This window comes from Oscillospiraceae bacterium MB08-C2-2, from assembly GCA_035621215.1.
In the GTDB taxonomy this organism is placed as follows: Bacteria; Bacillota; Clostridia; order Oscillospirales; family Ruminococcaceae; genus WRAV01.
Map to the genome: position 1 here is coordinate 987984 of CP141729.1, position 14060 is coordinate 1002043.

The following is a 14060-nucleotide window of genomic DNA, read 5'->3' on the forward strand; positions in this document are numbered from 1 at the left end:
CGGCCTCCTTTTTTTCAAAAGTAAAGGCACGGTCTGTTTCAACCGTGCCTTGTGAAAGTATTCTGTTATTCCCCCATATTGCCGACTTGTTTATTGATATCGCCGTCACCGTCTACAGTTGTGCCTTGACCTCCACCGCCGTTATCGTCAATCCACCCGAAACCCGGCACATAAATCTTGCCGTCCTTGGTTTCGCCGCCCTGCGGCTGATTGTTGTTTTTGGGGGTATCCTTGGGCTTTTCCACCTTATCATGGTCGACAGGCTTGGGAGGCTCCGTGACCTTTTCGCCGTCAGGTTTCTGCGTGGGGTCTTTGAGCTGTTCCTCAGTATATTCGGGCTTGGTTGCATCGCCTTGGATGGTCTGCTCCTTGCCACTGGAAACCGTACCGTTGTCGATGTTTGTCGGTTGGGTGGTATCAGGCGGGGTTACGGTGACCTTTTTTTCTTTCTCTGTGCTATCCGGCACTCTGGGGTCCACCGTCACATTACTCACTTCGGAGCTTTGGGGTGAGGGCGAGGTATCCACCGGCTTTGGGGTTATGAACTGCTGTCCGATCAGCACCACAAGTACCGCACAGAGGGCGAGGCATCCGGTTACGGCCAGCCATTTCTTCGTTTTAGCATTCATATTTTTCATAAGAGTGTCCTCCTATTTGTTAAATTTTGATAGGTTCCTGTTAAGTCACACCCTACCACGAACTTTTCAAAAAGTCTATCACTATTGCAAGAAAACTTCTCCGTAGGGTTAAAACCTCGGTGTGTATCCGGCGCTGGTCTTGACTTTGATCGTCATGGGGGGAAGCAGTTTTCCACCAAAGGATACGGGAACCTCCAGCATGATGGTACTGTCAGCTTCAAAGCGAGAGGAGGCTTGGTCGCCCGACGCAAAGGGCGCGTTTCGGATATCCACCTCCAGATTCCACACCTTAAATTCCAGCTTGCCGTCCGGGGTGCGTTTTTCATGATAGCCGCCGCTGTAGGAAAGACCGAGTACACCATCCAGCCTCTCATAAATGTCGCCGTAATCGAGGCTTTCCTCAAAATCCTCGGCAATGGGCTGGTAGGCTCCGCTATAGCCCTCCCGCACGCCGTGATACACATCGTCATAATTGTCGTTGACGGTGGAGATGACGGCGGTCTGCACCGCATCCCGCACACCCTGGGCCACGATCATAAGCCGGAAATACTCCGAAATGCCGGTAAAGACAATCACCAGCAACAGGGTGACGGCGATAATGAGCGGAAAGCCTGCACCGCTTTTGTCCTTCAGGATACGCTTGATTTTTTCCATCTCATCACCTACTTCCAATAGACTTCTGATTTTCCCGCAGCATCAGCCTTGAGTGTAATCGGAAAGGAGCCGAACCCGCCGAACAGCCCGATGTTGGACTGGTAGGTGACTGTCACCGTGACTTCTTCATTGAGCTGAATCCTGCCGGTCTTGGACCATGTCACGGTGGGGGTCAGTCCGGTTTTTTCCCGCAGGAATTGTTCACGGCGGTTGGTTTCGCTGCCGACCTGTCCGGCAATTTCCGCTTCCCGCATGAGCTCCACGGCAAAGGTGTCGATCTGCTGCTTTTGGATATAGACAGGAAACACCTTGACCGCCAGGGCAATGACCAGCATGGCGCACAGCACCAGCACCGCCACATCAATGTAGCCTTCGCCAGCTTTGCTTTTCAGTATTTTCAGCACATGGTCACCCCCTGCTCGAAGGGAGCCTGCTCCTGTTCCGGCTCCCGGATGTAATCGCTTAATATGCGCCATGTGCCCTTGCTGAAGCTGGCGCTATGGATTTCCTGATTTAGCAGTTCCTCCGCGGTAGTTTCCATAGTATATTCAGGATCACCGGGATGCCCTTTTATGCTCTGGCCGGACAGCAGAAGCTGTGCCTTTTCCGGCGTCAGGTACACAAATCCGCCGGGAGTCATCATGTTGAGGTTGGCACAGGGATGGCGTTCAATAAATTCCCGCACGGTGACCTTTTTGTCTGTTGCAGGGACCGGCGTATATTCCGGGTCAAGGGCATAGCCCTGTTCTGCGTCGCCCTTGTCCATCAGACTCCAGAGCGCATGGTTGAGTTCCTCGCTGAAATCAACCGATTGCTCCGATAGCCACTGATCCCTTGCAACCTCCAGCGGGTTTTCAAAACGCAGGAGGTATTCCATATAGTCCTCCGGATACCCGCCACCGTACAGCTCGTTATAGACAAATCGGGCAGCAGTAATCTCATCGCTTTTTCCGATGAGAACGCCTTTGGAAAGTCCGTCCAGCTCACGGAGGTAATCGTTCCAGTTGCGGTCGAGTTTTTCCCGAAACGTATCTATCATCTGTTCTCGCTGCATTTGCGCACCTCCTTAAAACATCCCGCCGAGGGATGTGATGATTTCATAGACAATGATCGCCATGTAGGTCATGAGAAAGCACATCAGCATGGCAAAGGAAAACACTCGGATTTTGGGCGGAATCTTCATGGCCTGCGCTTTCAGACGCTGGAGTTCCAGTTGCTTCATATCGTGTGCCAACATCTGAAAATACATCCCGCCGTCATCCCCGCGAAGTACGCCGATTAGCCCTCGCGTGATATCCGAGAGCATGGGCGAATTGAATCTCGCCTCGAACCTCGTCAGCGCCGCCTCGTAGCTGGATGAGCGCATATCCGCCGTGAGGATGTCAAGCTCTGCGGAAAAATCCTCGCCCACATTTCTCTTGAAATTCTCCAGCATGGACAGCACATCCCGGCTGGCTTTCAGTTCCTGGGTGATGGTTGCAACGAAGCGGGGCAATTCCTGTTCGATTTTGCCTCGTTTCGCTGCCAGAGCCTCGTCCGCCTTGCGGATCTCCTTGAAGTAGACCAGTATGGCGGCGAACAGTACAATGGGCGCCAGCAGCGGGAGGACGATAAGGCAGGGAATGATGCAAAGCGCAATATTTATCGCCTTGACGATTGCCATTGCCGTGAACAGCTCCGGCGAATCGGAAAGCCCTGCCGCCGACAGCACATTTTCCATTCGGCTTTTCTTGTACTCATCCATTCGGATATACCGGGCAAGCCGGATGGCGGCGTTTCGCAGCAGTGCATCGGTGGCTTTCGGTTTTGCCTTGTCCTGCTTTCCCGCCGACAGCATCGCCTTTTGGGTGGCGAGAGTGGGCAGCCGCAGCAGATCGGCGGTAATGAAAAAGAGCCCTGCCGATAGGAGGACTCCGAATAAAAAGATGTAGATTGTCATGAGCGTCCTCCTATCTTCGATATTCGATGGGCTGCGTGAGCTTGATGACAAACGCCGTGGAGATGAAAATCACGGCGGCGCAAATGGTCAGAATAATCTGCCCCAGCGGTGTGTGCATCAGCGTGTGGTACCAATCCTTGTTCAAAAAATAGAGGAGAGGAATATTTCCAACGACAAGGACCACCATGATAATAAATTCTTTCCTGGGCTCAAAGACCATCGTTTCAAGCTCCCCATTGACTACCCGCATATCACTGAGCTTGCTGACGATGGGGGTCAGGGTGGTCTTGAGGCTGCGGTCGTGCTGGCAGGCAATGAGGGCGTCGCACCACTCGGCATATACGGCATTGTTGATCCGGTCCTTCAGGTCATAAAGCGCCGCCGTCACATCGGGGTCAACCAGCCTGACACGGGACAGGAACCCTTTGAAAACCGATAGCACGGGAGGGTTAAGATATGGCAGATTTTCTTCCACTGCCGTCAGGATGTCCTCGTTTCTGAGGTAGGCTGTGGTGATGATACTGAGCGCCGTTTCCAGCTCTGCCGCAATATCCCGTTTGAAGTGGTTGGCTGTGAGCTTCACCCACCAAAAGGGTAGGAACATACAGCCTACTGCCATCACAGGAACAAGAAAAAAGTTCGAGAGCATGATGGCGATGGATGCGCCCACGGCAAAGCACAACAGGGACAGTGCGCAAAGCATGGGAAAGCGTGCCGTCCTGCCGGTTACCTTGAGAATGGACTGCACCTCGGCAATTTCCCGGCGCAGATAGGACTGTTTTTTTCTGCGGGTGAATTCGCCCACTTCGTCGCGGAGAGATTTGGGCTTGTCGGTGAGCTTTCCGAACACCGCCGCGGTGAACTCTACCGGCGTGATGCCGAGTAAAACAAAAGAGCCTGCAATCATTCCGATGCAGGCAATCAAAAGTACCGTTGTCATGCGCTTTGCGCCTCCTTTCCCCGTAGGCTCTCGATGACCGCCTGGGGCATACCGTTTTCCAGCAGCCGCTTGGCAAGGCTGTCCGAGATGGTATTGATCTGCTCATGGTGGCCCTCGATGATGAATTTTCCGTCCTCCATGCGGTTTTCAGTGATGACATACTGGAACAGCGGGCGGTAGCGCCTTGTGCCGTCCGGCAGTATCTCGCATTCCTGAATCTCCATCATACGGCGCTGCTTGTTTTCGAGCTGCTTGCAGAACACGACGATGGGATAGGCTTCCGTCACATAGTCCATGAGGGTCTGGTCGGACATATCCACGGCGCGTTTGCAGAGAGACACCATTCTTCGGTAGGTGGCCTCGCAGGAGTTGGAGTGGATGGTGGTCAGCACGGCTACGCCGGTTCGGGCGGCTTCTTGGGCGGCATTGGCCTCGGCGCCTCTCATTTCACCAACCACGATGATGTCCGGATTGAAACGGAGCGCATAGTCCAGGAGGTTGGTTTGGTCGATGCGCTGGCGGTCATTGTCGCTGTCGCGGGTCAAGGTATGGATGACCGAATTGACCACCTTGCCGTCCTTTTCCCGAACCAATGCCAGCTCACGGGAGCCGTTTTCGATGGTATAGATTCTTTTGTTGTCCGGCACAGTGGTCAGCACCCAGCCTGCCACAGTGGTTTTGCCGGAGCTGGTTGCTCCCGCTACGCAGACCGATATGCCGTAGCGGATGCAGAGGGATAAAAAGTCCAGCATGGGGTCGGTCGCCGTACCGCTCCCCACAAAATCTTCTTTTTTCATGCTCTGCGGGTTGACAATACGGATGGATGCGGCGATGCCTACATCCTCGTCCACAATGGGGCTTTTAAGGACGGCAATTCGGATGTTTTTAGAAAGATGCCCCAACACGATGGGACTGGCGTTGTCTAAGACCATGCCGCTGATGTGGAGCATCCTGCGAATCACATTGACGGCGTGCTGGGGGCTTTCAAAGCGTTCCTCCAGCTTGACCGTGCGGCCGTCCGAATACTGCACCTCAATATCCCGCCACGAGTTGATGTCGATTTCCTCGATTCCGGTGCCAAAGATATATTTCGTCAGAAATCCGAACTCCGCCATTTCGGTGTAGAGAGCCTCCGCCAGCTTGCCGCCGCTCATGCCGTTTACCGAAACACGGCGGTCCTGAACATACTTGGTGATGTAGCGTTTGAGCTGCGCCTTGGCATCTTCGCCGCCCGCAGTGATGAGGGTGCTGTAATGTTCGGAAATATACTCCTGCACATCGGCAAGGACCGAAGAGAAATCCTTGCCCTCTGCTTCCGGTGTGAAGAATAGCGTATGAGCGCGGTTTGTCCCTGCAAAATCCACCGGGCGGTTCACCGTAGACTCCTGATCCATGGTGTTGCTCAAAGCAGGAGCCGTTGCCTGGGGTGTGGATGGCTGGTTTTGTGTCTGCTTTTTCTGCTCCTGTTCGGCCTGTGCTTTATTTTTCCCCTTGGCAAATGCCGGGGCATTTCTCTTTTTCCCTAACATCCGAACACCTCCTTTGCGATTTTTTCAATCTCCCGACGGAACAGGCGGCTGTCTTTCAGGGACAAATCAGCCAGCAGATTCCCTGCAAGGTACTGTTCCTCCAGCTCTTGAGAGTGGATGAGGGTAAAGGCTACCGAGCCCAGCGCCTGCCCGATCTGCTCCCCGGCCTGCTGGGGCTTTACGTTGCTGGCAACCTTGTATTGCTTATCCGCATCCCATTTGGAATCCCGAAGCAGAGGGAGCTGGCTGGAGAGATAGCTCACAGACTTTAGGTCTGCATTGGCAAGGCGCAGGACGTTGTCTGCCTCCATGAGCGCCACGGCGGAGAGGATGTCATTGGCAATATAGCTGCCGCAGTCCACCACCACGCATGGAGCAATTTCCCGCAGTCCGTCCATCAGCTCCTGTGCCTGTAGCTGCTCATAGGGCGGATAGGTGTACTCGTTCTCGCCCTTTCGCATTCCAAGGATGGTCAGGTAGCTGTTTTTCTTCAGGGTAACCAGGTTGTGCTTGATGAGAGCTTCGGTTACATGGGTAGCGGCAAGGATACTGCCCAGCGAATGCTCACTCTCCAAATCGGAGGGCGGGCAGACACAGGGAAGCATGGGCGCGGTCATATCACAGAGCAGAAGCACCACGTTTTTCTTCCGGTCCGCAAGATGCTTTGCAATCTTCACGGCGGTGACCGTCTTTCCGCTGCCGGGAGAGCCCCAAACGGCAAGAATGCCGCTCTGAGGCTCCTGCTCCGGCTGGGCATCTTCCCTGGCAGACTGGCGGGTGAAGATGCTCTTTTTCTTGAAATTCAGCATCACTGCACCTCGCTTTCTGCGGGTGTTTCGGATGCAGTGCTTTCCTCCGATTCCTGAGACTTGGGTTCAGAGGAGCTGTCCTGTGGCACCTCCACAGGATACAGGGCGGCAATGACCTTGTCCTGCGCCTCTGTAAATTTGGCGGTGTTGGCAGGCGTGCCACGGTAAACGAGAGACAGGTGGAGCTTGCCGTCAGCCTCCAGCTCCGCCAACACCTTGCTCTGCTCGGGAGATACCAGCAAGGTTACGGTGGAGGGCAGCTCACGCTCATCCTTCTCGGATTTGGCCTCGCCGGTGTTGGCGTCATAGCCGGAGGAGGCCGTCACGCTGATGACCTCCACATATTTCAGCTCGGCGGAGATGACGGTCATGCCTTGCTTTTTGTAGTCGGCGGCAATGACCGACACGATATCGCCGCTCTGGAGCTTGCCGGACAGACCGTTTGCAAAGCTCTTGATGGTCACCGACATGGCCTGCTTGGTACCGTCCAGATTATAAAGGTAGGCATTCTCCGCAGCCGGGGTGTCGGACAGCTTGGTGTTCAAGATATAATCACCGATGGAGAGGTCGGCCTTGGCATACTTGCCGATGACCGTTTCGCTCTGGCGGATGACGTTGTCGGGCAGCCCGAAGCCGCCTACTTCCACGGTCTGGACCGTATCCTTTGTGATCTCATCGCCTGCTTTGATTTCCTTGACCACGCGGACAATCTCGGTTTTCTGGCTGACGGACTTGTTGAACAGCGGCGTCACGCCAAAGCAGATAAGCAGGGACAAAAGGATACAGATCACACCGACAACTGTGCGATTCTTAAAAAGACTCATAGGATTTTCCTCCTTGATTTCATTGTGATTTAGAAGCTGGCGGAGCTGTATTTGCGATATTTCACTGCTTTCACAGCTCCCGGAATAAGGGCGGCAGCCAGCGAAACGGCGGCAATACCGATGATGAGGATGGTCTTTTTTCTGCTGATATGGATTCTTTTCATAGGATGTTTCCTCCAATATTTAGAATGGTTACGGCAAGAAAGCCGAGGGACAAAAACGGCGCCATCGGCAGAGATGCCTGCGCCGCTTTCTGAGGCTTCAGTTTACGAAGCCTTCTGACGGCTTGGGTCCAGAAATAAAAAAAGAGGGATGCCATCAGACCAAGTGCCAACCCGGCCGTGCATCCCCAAAATCCCAAAACAATGCCTGCGGCGGCAGTGAGCTTGATATCCCCGCCGCCAATGCCGTCCGGCTTGTATAGGGCGGAAATGAGCAGCGGCAGCGCCGCAAGCACTCCCAAGAAATTGGCGGGGCTGAAATCAATCAGCCCCGCCAGTGCAATCAGGAGGCAGATGCTGTCCGGGATGATCCGTTTGCGGAGGTCCCACACAGAAGCCGCCAGAAGCAGAGAAGAAAAAAGCACCGCCTGTGCGATGCCATTAGCCTCCATAGTTGAACATTTCCTTGATTCTCTGTGTCAAGGTCGGCAGTACCGTTTCCCCAAACAAAGCATAAAGACCTGCCAGAAGCAGAGCGCCGATGACAACCGCCAGCAGGATTTTAATGGCCGTATCAATGTAGCCCTCCCCGCAGTTTCCGGAAAGGGTGTTGCGGGTTCTGACTACGGCTGTGGCAGCCTTGTTCTTCAGCTTGCAAATGAGAGATTTCATGGATTTTCCTCCTTACTCGAAATGATAGGTTACGGAATACGTGATGTTGCTCTTGTTATACATGCAGTCGTGATTGGTGTAATAATAGAATTCCAGCCTTGTGTACACCCCGGCGCCAAGGCTGCGGGTGAAGGTGATGCCGTTGCTGGTGGTACCGTAGTCAAGCTGATCCCACTGACCGGTCAGCCTGTTGTATCCACGTACCCTGCCAAAGTCAGAGCCGCTGTGACCACTTACAGGCGGCACCGTAAAGGTATATTCCGTGATGGTGGCGCCTTCGAGCCCGTTTTCCATGATGACGGAGTCAGGACCTGTTAATACCATCCCACCGCCGCCGTTAGGGTCAGCCACAAAGAACACAATGGCAGCCCAGGGCGATTCAGCGCCTGCGGAGTCCACCGCTTTGACGCGGACCACATTTTTTCCACGGGGATAGGTCTGTGTTTCAGCATTTCGGCCCTCCCAGACAAGGGTGACAGCATCGCCATCGGGGTCGGAGCTGGTTGCCTTAATGGTGACCAGCGTTCCCGGTGCTACGCTGTTGCCGCCTGGGGTTCGGGTAATGACCGGCGCAGTCGGTGCGGAGTTTACGATGCTGAATGTTTTGGATACCCACTCCGAATACAGCCCGGTAGTATCTTTGGCGCGAACACGAATGGTGTGCGTGCCAACGGTATAGTAGTTGTCAGCCGCCTTGTTTTCCCACTCCAGAGTGGTTGCATCGCCGTCCAAGTCAGCGGCTGTTGCGCTGATATTGACAAGGAATTTGCCGTTATTCGCTGTTCGGGTGGGGGTTGCGGTCAACGTGACCGTAGGCGCCGAGCTGGTAATGGTGAAGGACCTCTCAGCCCAAGGAGAATATGCCCCGGCAATATCCATTGCCCTGACACGGACGATGTGAGTACCGGGGGCATAGTAGCCATCGGCCGCCTTGTTTTCCCACTCCAGCGTAGTGGCGTCGCCGTCCGCATCGGCGGCTGTGGCATTGATATTGACGAGGAACTTGCCATCCTTGACAGTACGGGTCGGTTCAACCGCCAAGGTAACCGTGGGAGCTGCATTGGTCACGGTGAAAGTTTTCTCGGTCCAGGGAGAGTAATCCCCGGCGATATCCTTTGCCCTGACACGGATGGTGTGGGTACCCGGCGCATAGTAGCCGTCAGCCGTAGTGTCCGCATACTCCAAGGTCACCGCATCCCCATCGGGATCTGTGGCATTGGCGGTGATATTGACAAGGAACTTGCCATCCTTGGCGGTGCGGGTAGGAACAGCATCTACCACAGGGGCATTCGGCGCCGTATTGGTTACCGTAATACTCTCCACATGGGAGGTTACACGTCCTGAACTGTCGGTGATGGAAGCGGTCAGCGTAAAAGTGCCGATGTCACGGATGACAATTCTACCGCCGTCATTGCCCAGGATTCCTTGATACTGCCCGGTATTGCCATCCTTTTGAAGTGTCCAGACCACGGCATAGCTGCCGATATGCCGAACATCCCTTGCGGCAACCTCAAACTCCGTACCGTAGTGAACGGTCTGCGGCATGGTGAAAGCATACTGCACCACCGGCAGGATGCGGATGCTTTCGCTGTGGGAATAACTGCGTTTCAGATAGTCGGTCATGGCTGCGGTGAGAACATACTCGCCGTCGCCCTTAAAGGTAATCTTGCCACCCTGGGGGGTGAGGCTGCCGTCAAACGCCTCGGAGAGCGGGATGCTCTTGCCGTCCTTGCTGACGGACCACTCCACAGGCAAAACATTGTTGTTGCCATGGGTTCTGAGGTCAATGGCGGTATCGGTGTAGGCAAAAGTGGGAAGCTCGAAGCCGATAGCCAGCACGGGAAGCACCTCGCACCTATCCTTGCTTTCGTACAGAAAGACACGGCCGGTATCATCGGTGACTCGCGCCACCAGCTCATAGATGCCCGCTCTTTTGAAACGGATGGTACCGCCGTCATTCGAGAGCTTTCCGTCCACGTAAGTCGGCCAATCCTGAAAGCCGAAGGTGTTGTCCACCAACCATTCGACGGTGAGGCCGTCCAGCTCGGAGGCTTCGGTATTGACCACGATATCGGTGTCGGTATGGGCGTATTTTGGCAGGCCGTAGGTAAGGTCGGGCACGGGATAAACCTTGAAGCCCTGCTCATAGCGGTAACTCCTGCCGCCATCATCGATGAACTCCGCTTTCAGGATATAGCTGCCCTTGGAGCGGAACTTCAGCTCGCCGCCGCTGTTGCCCAGCGTACCCTCCGCCGTATCGGTGAGGGATACCTCCTTGCCGTCATGCAGCAGGGACCATTTGGCAGTATGGCTGCCGATCTCTCCGAACACCGCTTCCACCACAACCGCTTTGTCGGTATGGAAGACTTCGGGCAAGTAAAATCCCGCCGAGCCCACCGGGTAGACCGTGATGCCTACGCTACCGGCAAACACTCTGCCGGTAGCATCAGTAACGGAAGCGGTCAGCACATAGACACCTTTTTCCTTGAATCGGATGCTGCCATGGTCGGGATCTCCTTCGATCCATGTGCCGATATCGGCGGATTCTCCGTTTCGGGTCAGGGTGTAGGTCAGCGTGAGCCCATCGGTTTCTTTTGTTTCTGTTTTTAGCTGGGCGGTTTTATCGGTATGGGAAACTGTCGGCAGAGTGAGATTCACCTCCGCTACCGGATAGACCGTGATACCATCTTTGAGAGTGACCGTTTTGCCCAGCTCATCGGTGATGGAGGCGGTGAGCGTATAGCTGCCCTTATCCTTGAACAGCACTGTGCCGCCTGCAGCGGTCAGCTCTCCGGTAAGGGCTTGCCCCATATCAATGGCAGCCCCATCTTTTTGAAGGGACCACACCACAGAATTAGAGCCGAGATTCTCCGTGGTAAGCTCCACTGGCACGCCGGTATCGGTATGGGCGGTTTCAGGCAGCGTGAATGCTGCCGTCACCACCGGATAGATGCTTACCGTCTGCTCATGGGTCACCGTGGCTCCCCGGCTGTTTTTCGCTGTGGCAATGAGGGTAATGCTGCCGGTCTGCGTGAATTTCACCTTGCCGCCTGCAGCGGTCAGTTCACCCGCTATCAGCCCGGAAAGCTCGGCGGGTAGTCCGTTTTTAAGAATTGTCCATGTCACGCCGCTCACATAGCGGCTTTCCGGCTTTATCTCAATTTCATCGGCGGTGTAGGCGGTTTTGGGCAATGTGAAGCTGAATTGCGGAGCGGGGATATAGGAGGAACCACCGCCGCCAGAACCGCCGCCACCGGAAGGCTTATCCTCCGGCTTGGGTGTTACGGGCGGCTTCGGAGGTTCTTCTTTTTTGATCTGTTCCTTTGCTTTCTCCGTATCCACCAGCATTTCAAAGGCTTCCGCACGGGTGACTTTACCGTCCGGCTTTACTGTACCATCCGGGTAACCATCCACAATGCCATACTTTTTGCCTGTGCAGATACAGGATTTATCCCCATCAGCGAGTCCATCGTCATCGGAAAACCCGGTGACGCAAGGGCAGGCTACATCATGGTCGCCCTTGCCGATAGCCCTCACCAGCATTCGGATCATCTCCATGCGGGTGATTGGCTCATTCGGCAGGAACTTCGTGTCGAAATCGTCCTTTTGGATAATTCCTGCAATAATGAGCGCCTCAACATACTGTTCTGACCAGTGTCCGGCAATGTCAGTAAAGCGAATGGTGACTTCACTTTCATCCGTTTTCAGCAGTTCCATAGTCCTGGCAATCAGGGCGGCAAACTCGCCTCTTGTAATGATTGCGTCGGGGTGCGCGAGACCATCGGGATAGCCGCTGATGACACCCTTATCCGTGAGGATTTTGATAGCTTCTTCCGCCCAATGGCCTTTGGCATCCTCAAAATATCGGTTTACCGCATAGGCGCTGCCCGCAAGCAGGGCAATCACCATGCAGACCACAAGGAGGATGCTGAGAGGTCTTTTCATTTTCTCCTTCATCGCCTACCTCCTACATCCCACCCATGACAGGCTGGCTTTGCTCCTGCTGGGGTTCGGGTGATTCCTGTTTCTGTGCGGCGGCCTGCCCCTGGGTAAGTGCCTGCTGGTAGGCGCCGATGACCGCCTTATCAAATTCCGCTTTGGCTTCTTTGGTGCAAGGGAAGCAGATATCCTTGTACTCACCGTTTCCGGCTTTATAGCTGGGCATGGAGACAAACAGCCCCTTGGAGCTGTCCATAATCTTGATGCCCCGCACGGCAAAATCGCCGTAGATGTTAACCGAGGCGGTGGCCTTGCAGCTTCCCTCCGGGCGGATGGAATGGATTTTCACATCGTACTTGGGGACAGCCGGTGTTGTATTCTTAGGCATGGTTTTTCCTCCTTCTTAAAATTGCCGTTTCTTAACCGGCGTAGTTGAACATCTCCTTGATTCTCTGCGTCAGAGTCGGCAGCACGGTTTCGCCAAACAGTGCGTAGAGCCCTGCAAGGAGCAGGGCGCCGATGACAACGGCCAGCAGGATTTTAATGGCTGTGTCGATGTAGCCCTCCCCGGCACTCTCAGAGAGAATGCGCCTGCCGCGGAATGCAAGTCTGACGGCGGTGTCCTTTGCCGCCGTTAGCTTATGAGAAACCGCAGCTTTTACTTTTTTGATAACATGAACCATATTGTTTTCCTCCGTTCTATTGATGGGGCATAAGAAAAGACAGCCCAAAGCTGCCTACATACTCATGCCCATGGTTTGGGTCTGCTCCGGTGACTCGAAGCTGATTTTCTGGAATCCGAAACGGTCGCAGTAGTGGTACTTGCTGCCCTGTGCATCGTAAAGCTCCACCACGTCCGACATGGAAAGGGAATGCCCGTTATATCCGGGCGGGTGATTTACATTGCACCTTGCATAGATGGCTTCGAGGTCGTTGGTATCAAGCTGTCCATCATAGGCGACACGGTAAGCCTCAGGAGACGGCTCTCCGAACTGCCGCACCATTTCCTCATAAGGAATAAACTTCATGTGGATATCTACATCGGGCTTGAGCTGCCAGATGCGGACATTTTTCAACGGAGCAGCAGTTTCGATACCGCCCAGCCGTTCCCCGGCAAGAAGCCGCTCCATCACGCCATCCGTCCACTGAGGCGTTAGGGAACGGCTTTTAAGCCATTCAGACAGCTTGTCGTTTTGGAAGATACGATCCACCACTGCTTTTTCTTTTTCTGTATAACCGGCCGGGTTTCCATAATAGGAAATGAGGCCGTTTTTCAGGGAAATCCCCGGCATATTCTCACCTCCCAAGCGGTATTTCGGAGAGCGAATACGGGTTATTTGCCATAGATGATGCTTTCCTGCATAATCAGTTCATCCAGTGCCGCAAGGCAGATGCCGCTTTGAGCCAGTATCGAAAGAATGCAGGGAGGCACATCGCCTAAGTCCTGCTGGATGTCCGCCTCCACCACCGTGATTTCGCCGCTGTCCCCATCGGTATAGGCTTCCAGCTTGGCGCCTTTGGAAATGCCCGCTTCCTCCAGCAGATAGTCGGGAATATGGATGCTCTGGCTCTCGTCCAGCAGATCATGGCAGAGGGAGCAGTTAGCCACCCACTCGGCGGGATTGTTACCGCAGCCGCATTCCGCACCAGCTTCAGGATTTTCATCGCCGCAGTTATTGCAGAGACCGCAGGCTTTGGCGAGATGGATCGTCATATCGCTTACCAGCTCACTGAGTGCGGTGATAACACGGATAAGCTCCAGCACCGTCATCTTACCCTTGTGGATAACGCATACACCATCGGCGGCCATCACCGCAAGGGTTTCGGCATCGGTAAACCCGCACCGCTGCTGAATAACAAGAGGGATTTGCAGGGTCTGCTCGGTTTTCTTCTGATGATTTTTCATGGTCTGTTCCTCCTTAAAATGTTTGCCTCATGATATGGGGCGAATTTTG

The 14060-nt window shown here is 54.4% G+C and carries 17 protein-coding genes; all 17 read right to left on the reverse strand.

Going from position 1 to position 14060, the window contains the following annotated elements; all coding sequences use genetic code 11:
* Window positions 1–65 precede the first annotated feature (65 nt).
* Complete coding sequence (locus U6B65_04385; GenBank protein WRS28376.1) at window positions 66–638, reverse strand: DUF6550 family protein; 573 nt, start codon at window positions 636–638, stop codon at window positions 66–68.
* A gap of 108 nt (window positions 639–746) precedes the next feature.
* On the reverse strand, window positions 747–1292 hold the full coding sequence (locus U6B65_04390) for a hypothetical protein (GenBank protein ID WRS28377.1): 546 nt from the start codon (window positions 1290–1292) through the stop codon (window positions 747–749).
* 8 nt (window positions 1293–1300) lie between these two features.
* On the reverse strand, window positions 1301–1696 hold the full coding sequence (locus U6B65_04395) for a DUF4320 family protein (GenBank protein WRS28378.1): 396 nt from the start codon (window positions 1694–1696) through the stop codon (window positions 1301–1303).
* On the reverse strand, window positions 1690–2346 hold the full coding sequence (locus tag U6B65_04400) for a hypothetical protein (GenBank protein WRS28379.1): 657 nt from the start codon (window positions 2344–2346) through the stop codon (window positions 1690–1692). The genes U6B65_04395 and U6B65_04400 overlap by 7 nt, the downstream gene beginning before the upstream one ends.
* Window positions 2347–2358: 12 nt before the next feature.
* Complete coding sequence (locus tag U6B65_04405; GenBank protein ID WRS28380.1) at window positions 2359–3231, reverse strand: secretion protein F; 873 nt, start codon at window positions 3229–3231, stop codon at window positions 2359–2361.
* 10 nt (window positions 3232–3241) lie between these two features.
* Window positions 3242–4171 carry a hypothetical protein gene (locus U6B65_04410; GenBank protein ID WRS28381.1) on the reverse strand — a complete coding sequence of 310 codons (930 nt, stop codon included), beginning with the start codon at window positions 4169–4171 and terminating at the stop codon, window positions 3242–3244.
* Window positions 4168–5700, reverse strand: a complete 1533-nt coding sequence (locus U6B65_04415) for a CpaF/VirB11 family protein (GenBank protein WRS28382.1) — start codon at window positions 5698–5700, stop codon at window positions 4168–4170. Before U6B65_04415 ends, U6B65_04410 begins: the two co-directional genes overlap by 4 nt.
* Window positions 5694–6509: a ParA family protein gene (locus U6B65_04420; GenBank protein WRS28383.1), complete on the reverse strand. Its 816-nt coding sequence runs from the start codon at window positions 6507–6509 to the stop codon at window positions 5694–5696. Before U6B65_04420 ends, U6B65_04415 begins: the two co-directional genes overlap by 7 nt.
* Complete coding sequence (locus U6B65_04425; GenBank protein WRS28384.1) at window positions 6509–7333, reverse strand: Flp pilus assembly protein CpaB; 825 nt, start codon at window positions 7331–7333, stop codon at window positions 6509–6511. The genes U6B65_04420 and U6B65_04425 overlap by 1 nt, the downstream gene beginning before the upstream one ends.
* Window positions 7334–7362: 29 nt before the next feature.
* On the reverse strand, window positions 7363–7497 hold the full coding sequence (locus U6B65_04430; GenBank protein ID WRS28385.1) for a hypothetical protein: 135 nt from the start codon (window positions 7495–7497) through the stop codon (window positions 7363–7365).
* Window positions 7494–7946: an A24 family peptidase gene (locus U6B65_04435; GenBank protein ID WRS28386.1), complete on the reverse strand. Its 453-nt coding sequence runs from the start codon at window positions 7944–7946 to the stop codon at window positions 7494–7496. Before U6B65_04435 ends, U6B65_04430 begins: the two co-directional genes overlap by 4 nt.
* Complete coding sequence (locus tag U6B65_04440) at window positions 7936–8166, reverse strand: DUF6133 family protein (protein ID WRS28387.1); 231 nt, start codon at window positions 8164–8166, stop codon at window positions 7936–7938. The genes U6B65_04435 and U6B65_04440 overlap by 11 nt, the downstream gene beginning before the upstream one ends.
* A 12-nt stretch (window positions 8167–8178) precedes the next feature.
* A complete protein-coding gene (locus U6B65_04445; protein WRS28388.1) occupies window positions 8179–12123 on the reverse strand; it encodes an S-layer homology domain-containing protein in 3945 nt (1314 codons plus the stop codon).
* 10 nt (window positions 12124–12133) lie between these two features.
* Entirely contained in the window at window positions 12134–12493 is a 360-nt protein-coding gene (locus U6B65_04450) for a SpoVG family protein (protein ID WRS28389.1), read from the reverse strand.
* 31 nt (window positions 12494–12524) lie between these two features.
* Complete coding sequence (locus tag U6B65_04455) at window positions 12525–12788, reverse strand: DUF6133 family protein (protein ID WRS28390.1); 264 nt, start codon at window positions 12786–12788, stop codon at window positions 12525–12527.
* Between the two features lie 54 nt (window positions 12789–12842).
* On the reverse strand, window positions 12843–13397 hold the full coding sequence (locus U6B65_04460) for a YodL domain-containing protein (protein ID WRS28391.1): 555 nt from the start codon (window positions 13395–13397) through the stop codon (window positions 12843–12845).
* A gap of 41 nt (window positions 13398–13438) precedes the next feature.
* Window positions 13439–14011, reverse strand: a complete 573-nt coding sequence (locus U6B65_04465; GenBank protein ID WRS28392.1) for a hypothetical protein — start codon at window positions 14009–14011, stop codon at window positions 13439–13441.
* Window positions 14012–14060 lie beyond the last annotated feature (49 nt).

Bases quoted from the DNA above. Each gene is read 5' to 3' on its own strand.
- U6B65_04465 (WRS28392.1), bottom strand. From the start codon at position 14,011: ATGAAAAATCATCAGAAGAAAACCGAGCAGACCCTGCAAATCCCTCTT.
- U6B65_04445 (WRS28388.1), bottom strand. From the start codon at position 12,123: ATGAAGGAGAAAATGAAAAGACCTCTCAGCATCCTCCTTGTGGTCTGC.
- U6B65_04450 (WRS28389.1), bottom strand. From the start codon at position 12,493: ATGCCTAAGAATACAACACCGGCTGTCCCCAAGTACGATGTGAAAATC.
- U6B65_04415 (WRS28382.1), bottom strand. From the start codon at position 5,700: ATGTTAGGGAAAAAGAGAAATGCCCCGGCATTTGCCAAGGGGAAAAAT.
- U6B65_04425 (WRS28384.1), bottom strand. From the start codon at position 7,333: ATGAGTCTTTTTAAGAATCGCACAGTTGTCGGTGTGATCTGTATCCTT.
- U6B65_04405 (WRS28380.1), bottom strand. From the start codon at position 3,231: ATGACAATCTACATCTTTTTATTCGGAGTCCTCCTATCGGCAGGGCTC.
- U6B65_04460 (WRS28391.1), bottom strand. From the start codon at position 13,397: ATGCCGGGGATTTCCCTGAAAAACGGCCTCATTTCCTATTATGGAAAC.
- U6B65_04420 (WRS28383.1), bottom strand. From the start codon at position 6,509: ATGCTGAATTTCAAGAAAAAGAGCATCTTCACCCGCCAGTCTGCCAGG.
- U6B65_04440 (WRS28387.1), bottom strand. From the start codon at position 8,166: ATGAAATCTCTCATTTGCAAGCTGAAGAACAAGGCTGCCACAGCCGTA.
- U6B65_04390 (WRS28377.1), bottom strand. From the start codon at position 1,292: ATGGAAAAAATCAAGCGTATCCTGAAGGACAAAAGCGGTGCAGGCTTT.
- U6B65_04385 (WRS28376.1), bottom strand. From the start codon at position 638: ATGAAAAATATGAATGCTAAAACGAAGAAATGGCTGGCCGTAACCGGA.
- U6B65_04430 (WRS28385.1), bottom strand. From the start codon at position 7,497: ATGAAAAGAATCCATATCAGCAGAAAAAAGACCATCCTCATCATCGGT.
- U6B65_04455 (WRS28390.1), bottom strand. From the start codon at position 12,788: ATGGTTCATGTTATCAAAAAAGTAAAAGCTGCGGTTTCTCATAAGCTA.
- U6B65_04435 (WRS28386.1), bottom strand. From the start codon at position 7,946: ATGGAGGCTAATGGCATCGCACAGGCGGTGCTTTTTTCTTCTCTGCTT.
- U6B65_04410 (WRS28381.1), bottom strand. From the start codon at position 4,171: ATGACAACGGTACTTTTGATTGCCTGCATCGGAATGATTGCAGGCTCT.
- U6B65_04400 (WRS28379.1), bottom strand. From the start codon at position 2,346: ATGCAGCGAGAACAGATGATAGATACGTTTCGGGAAAAACTCGACCGC.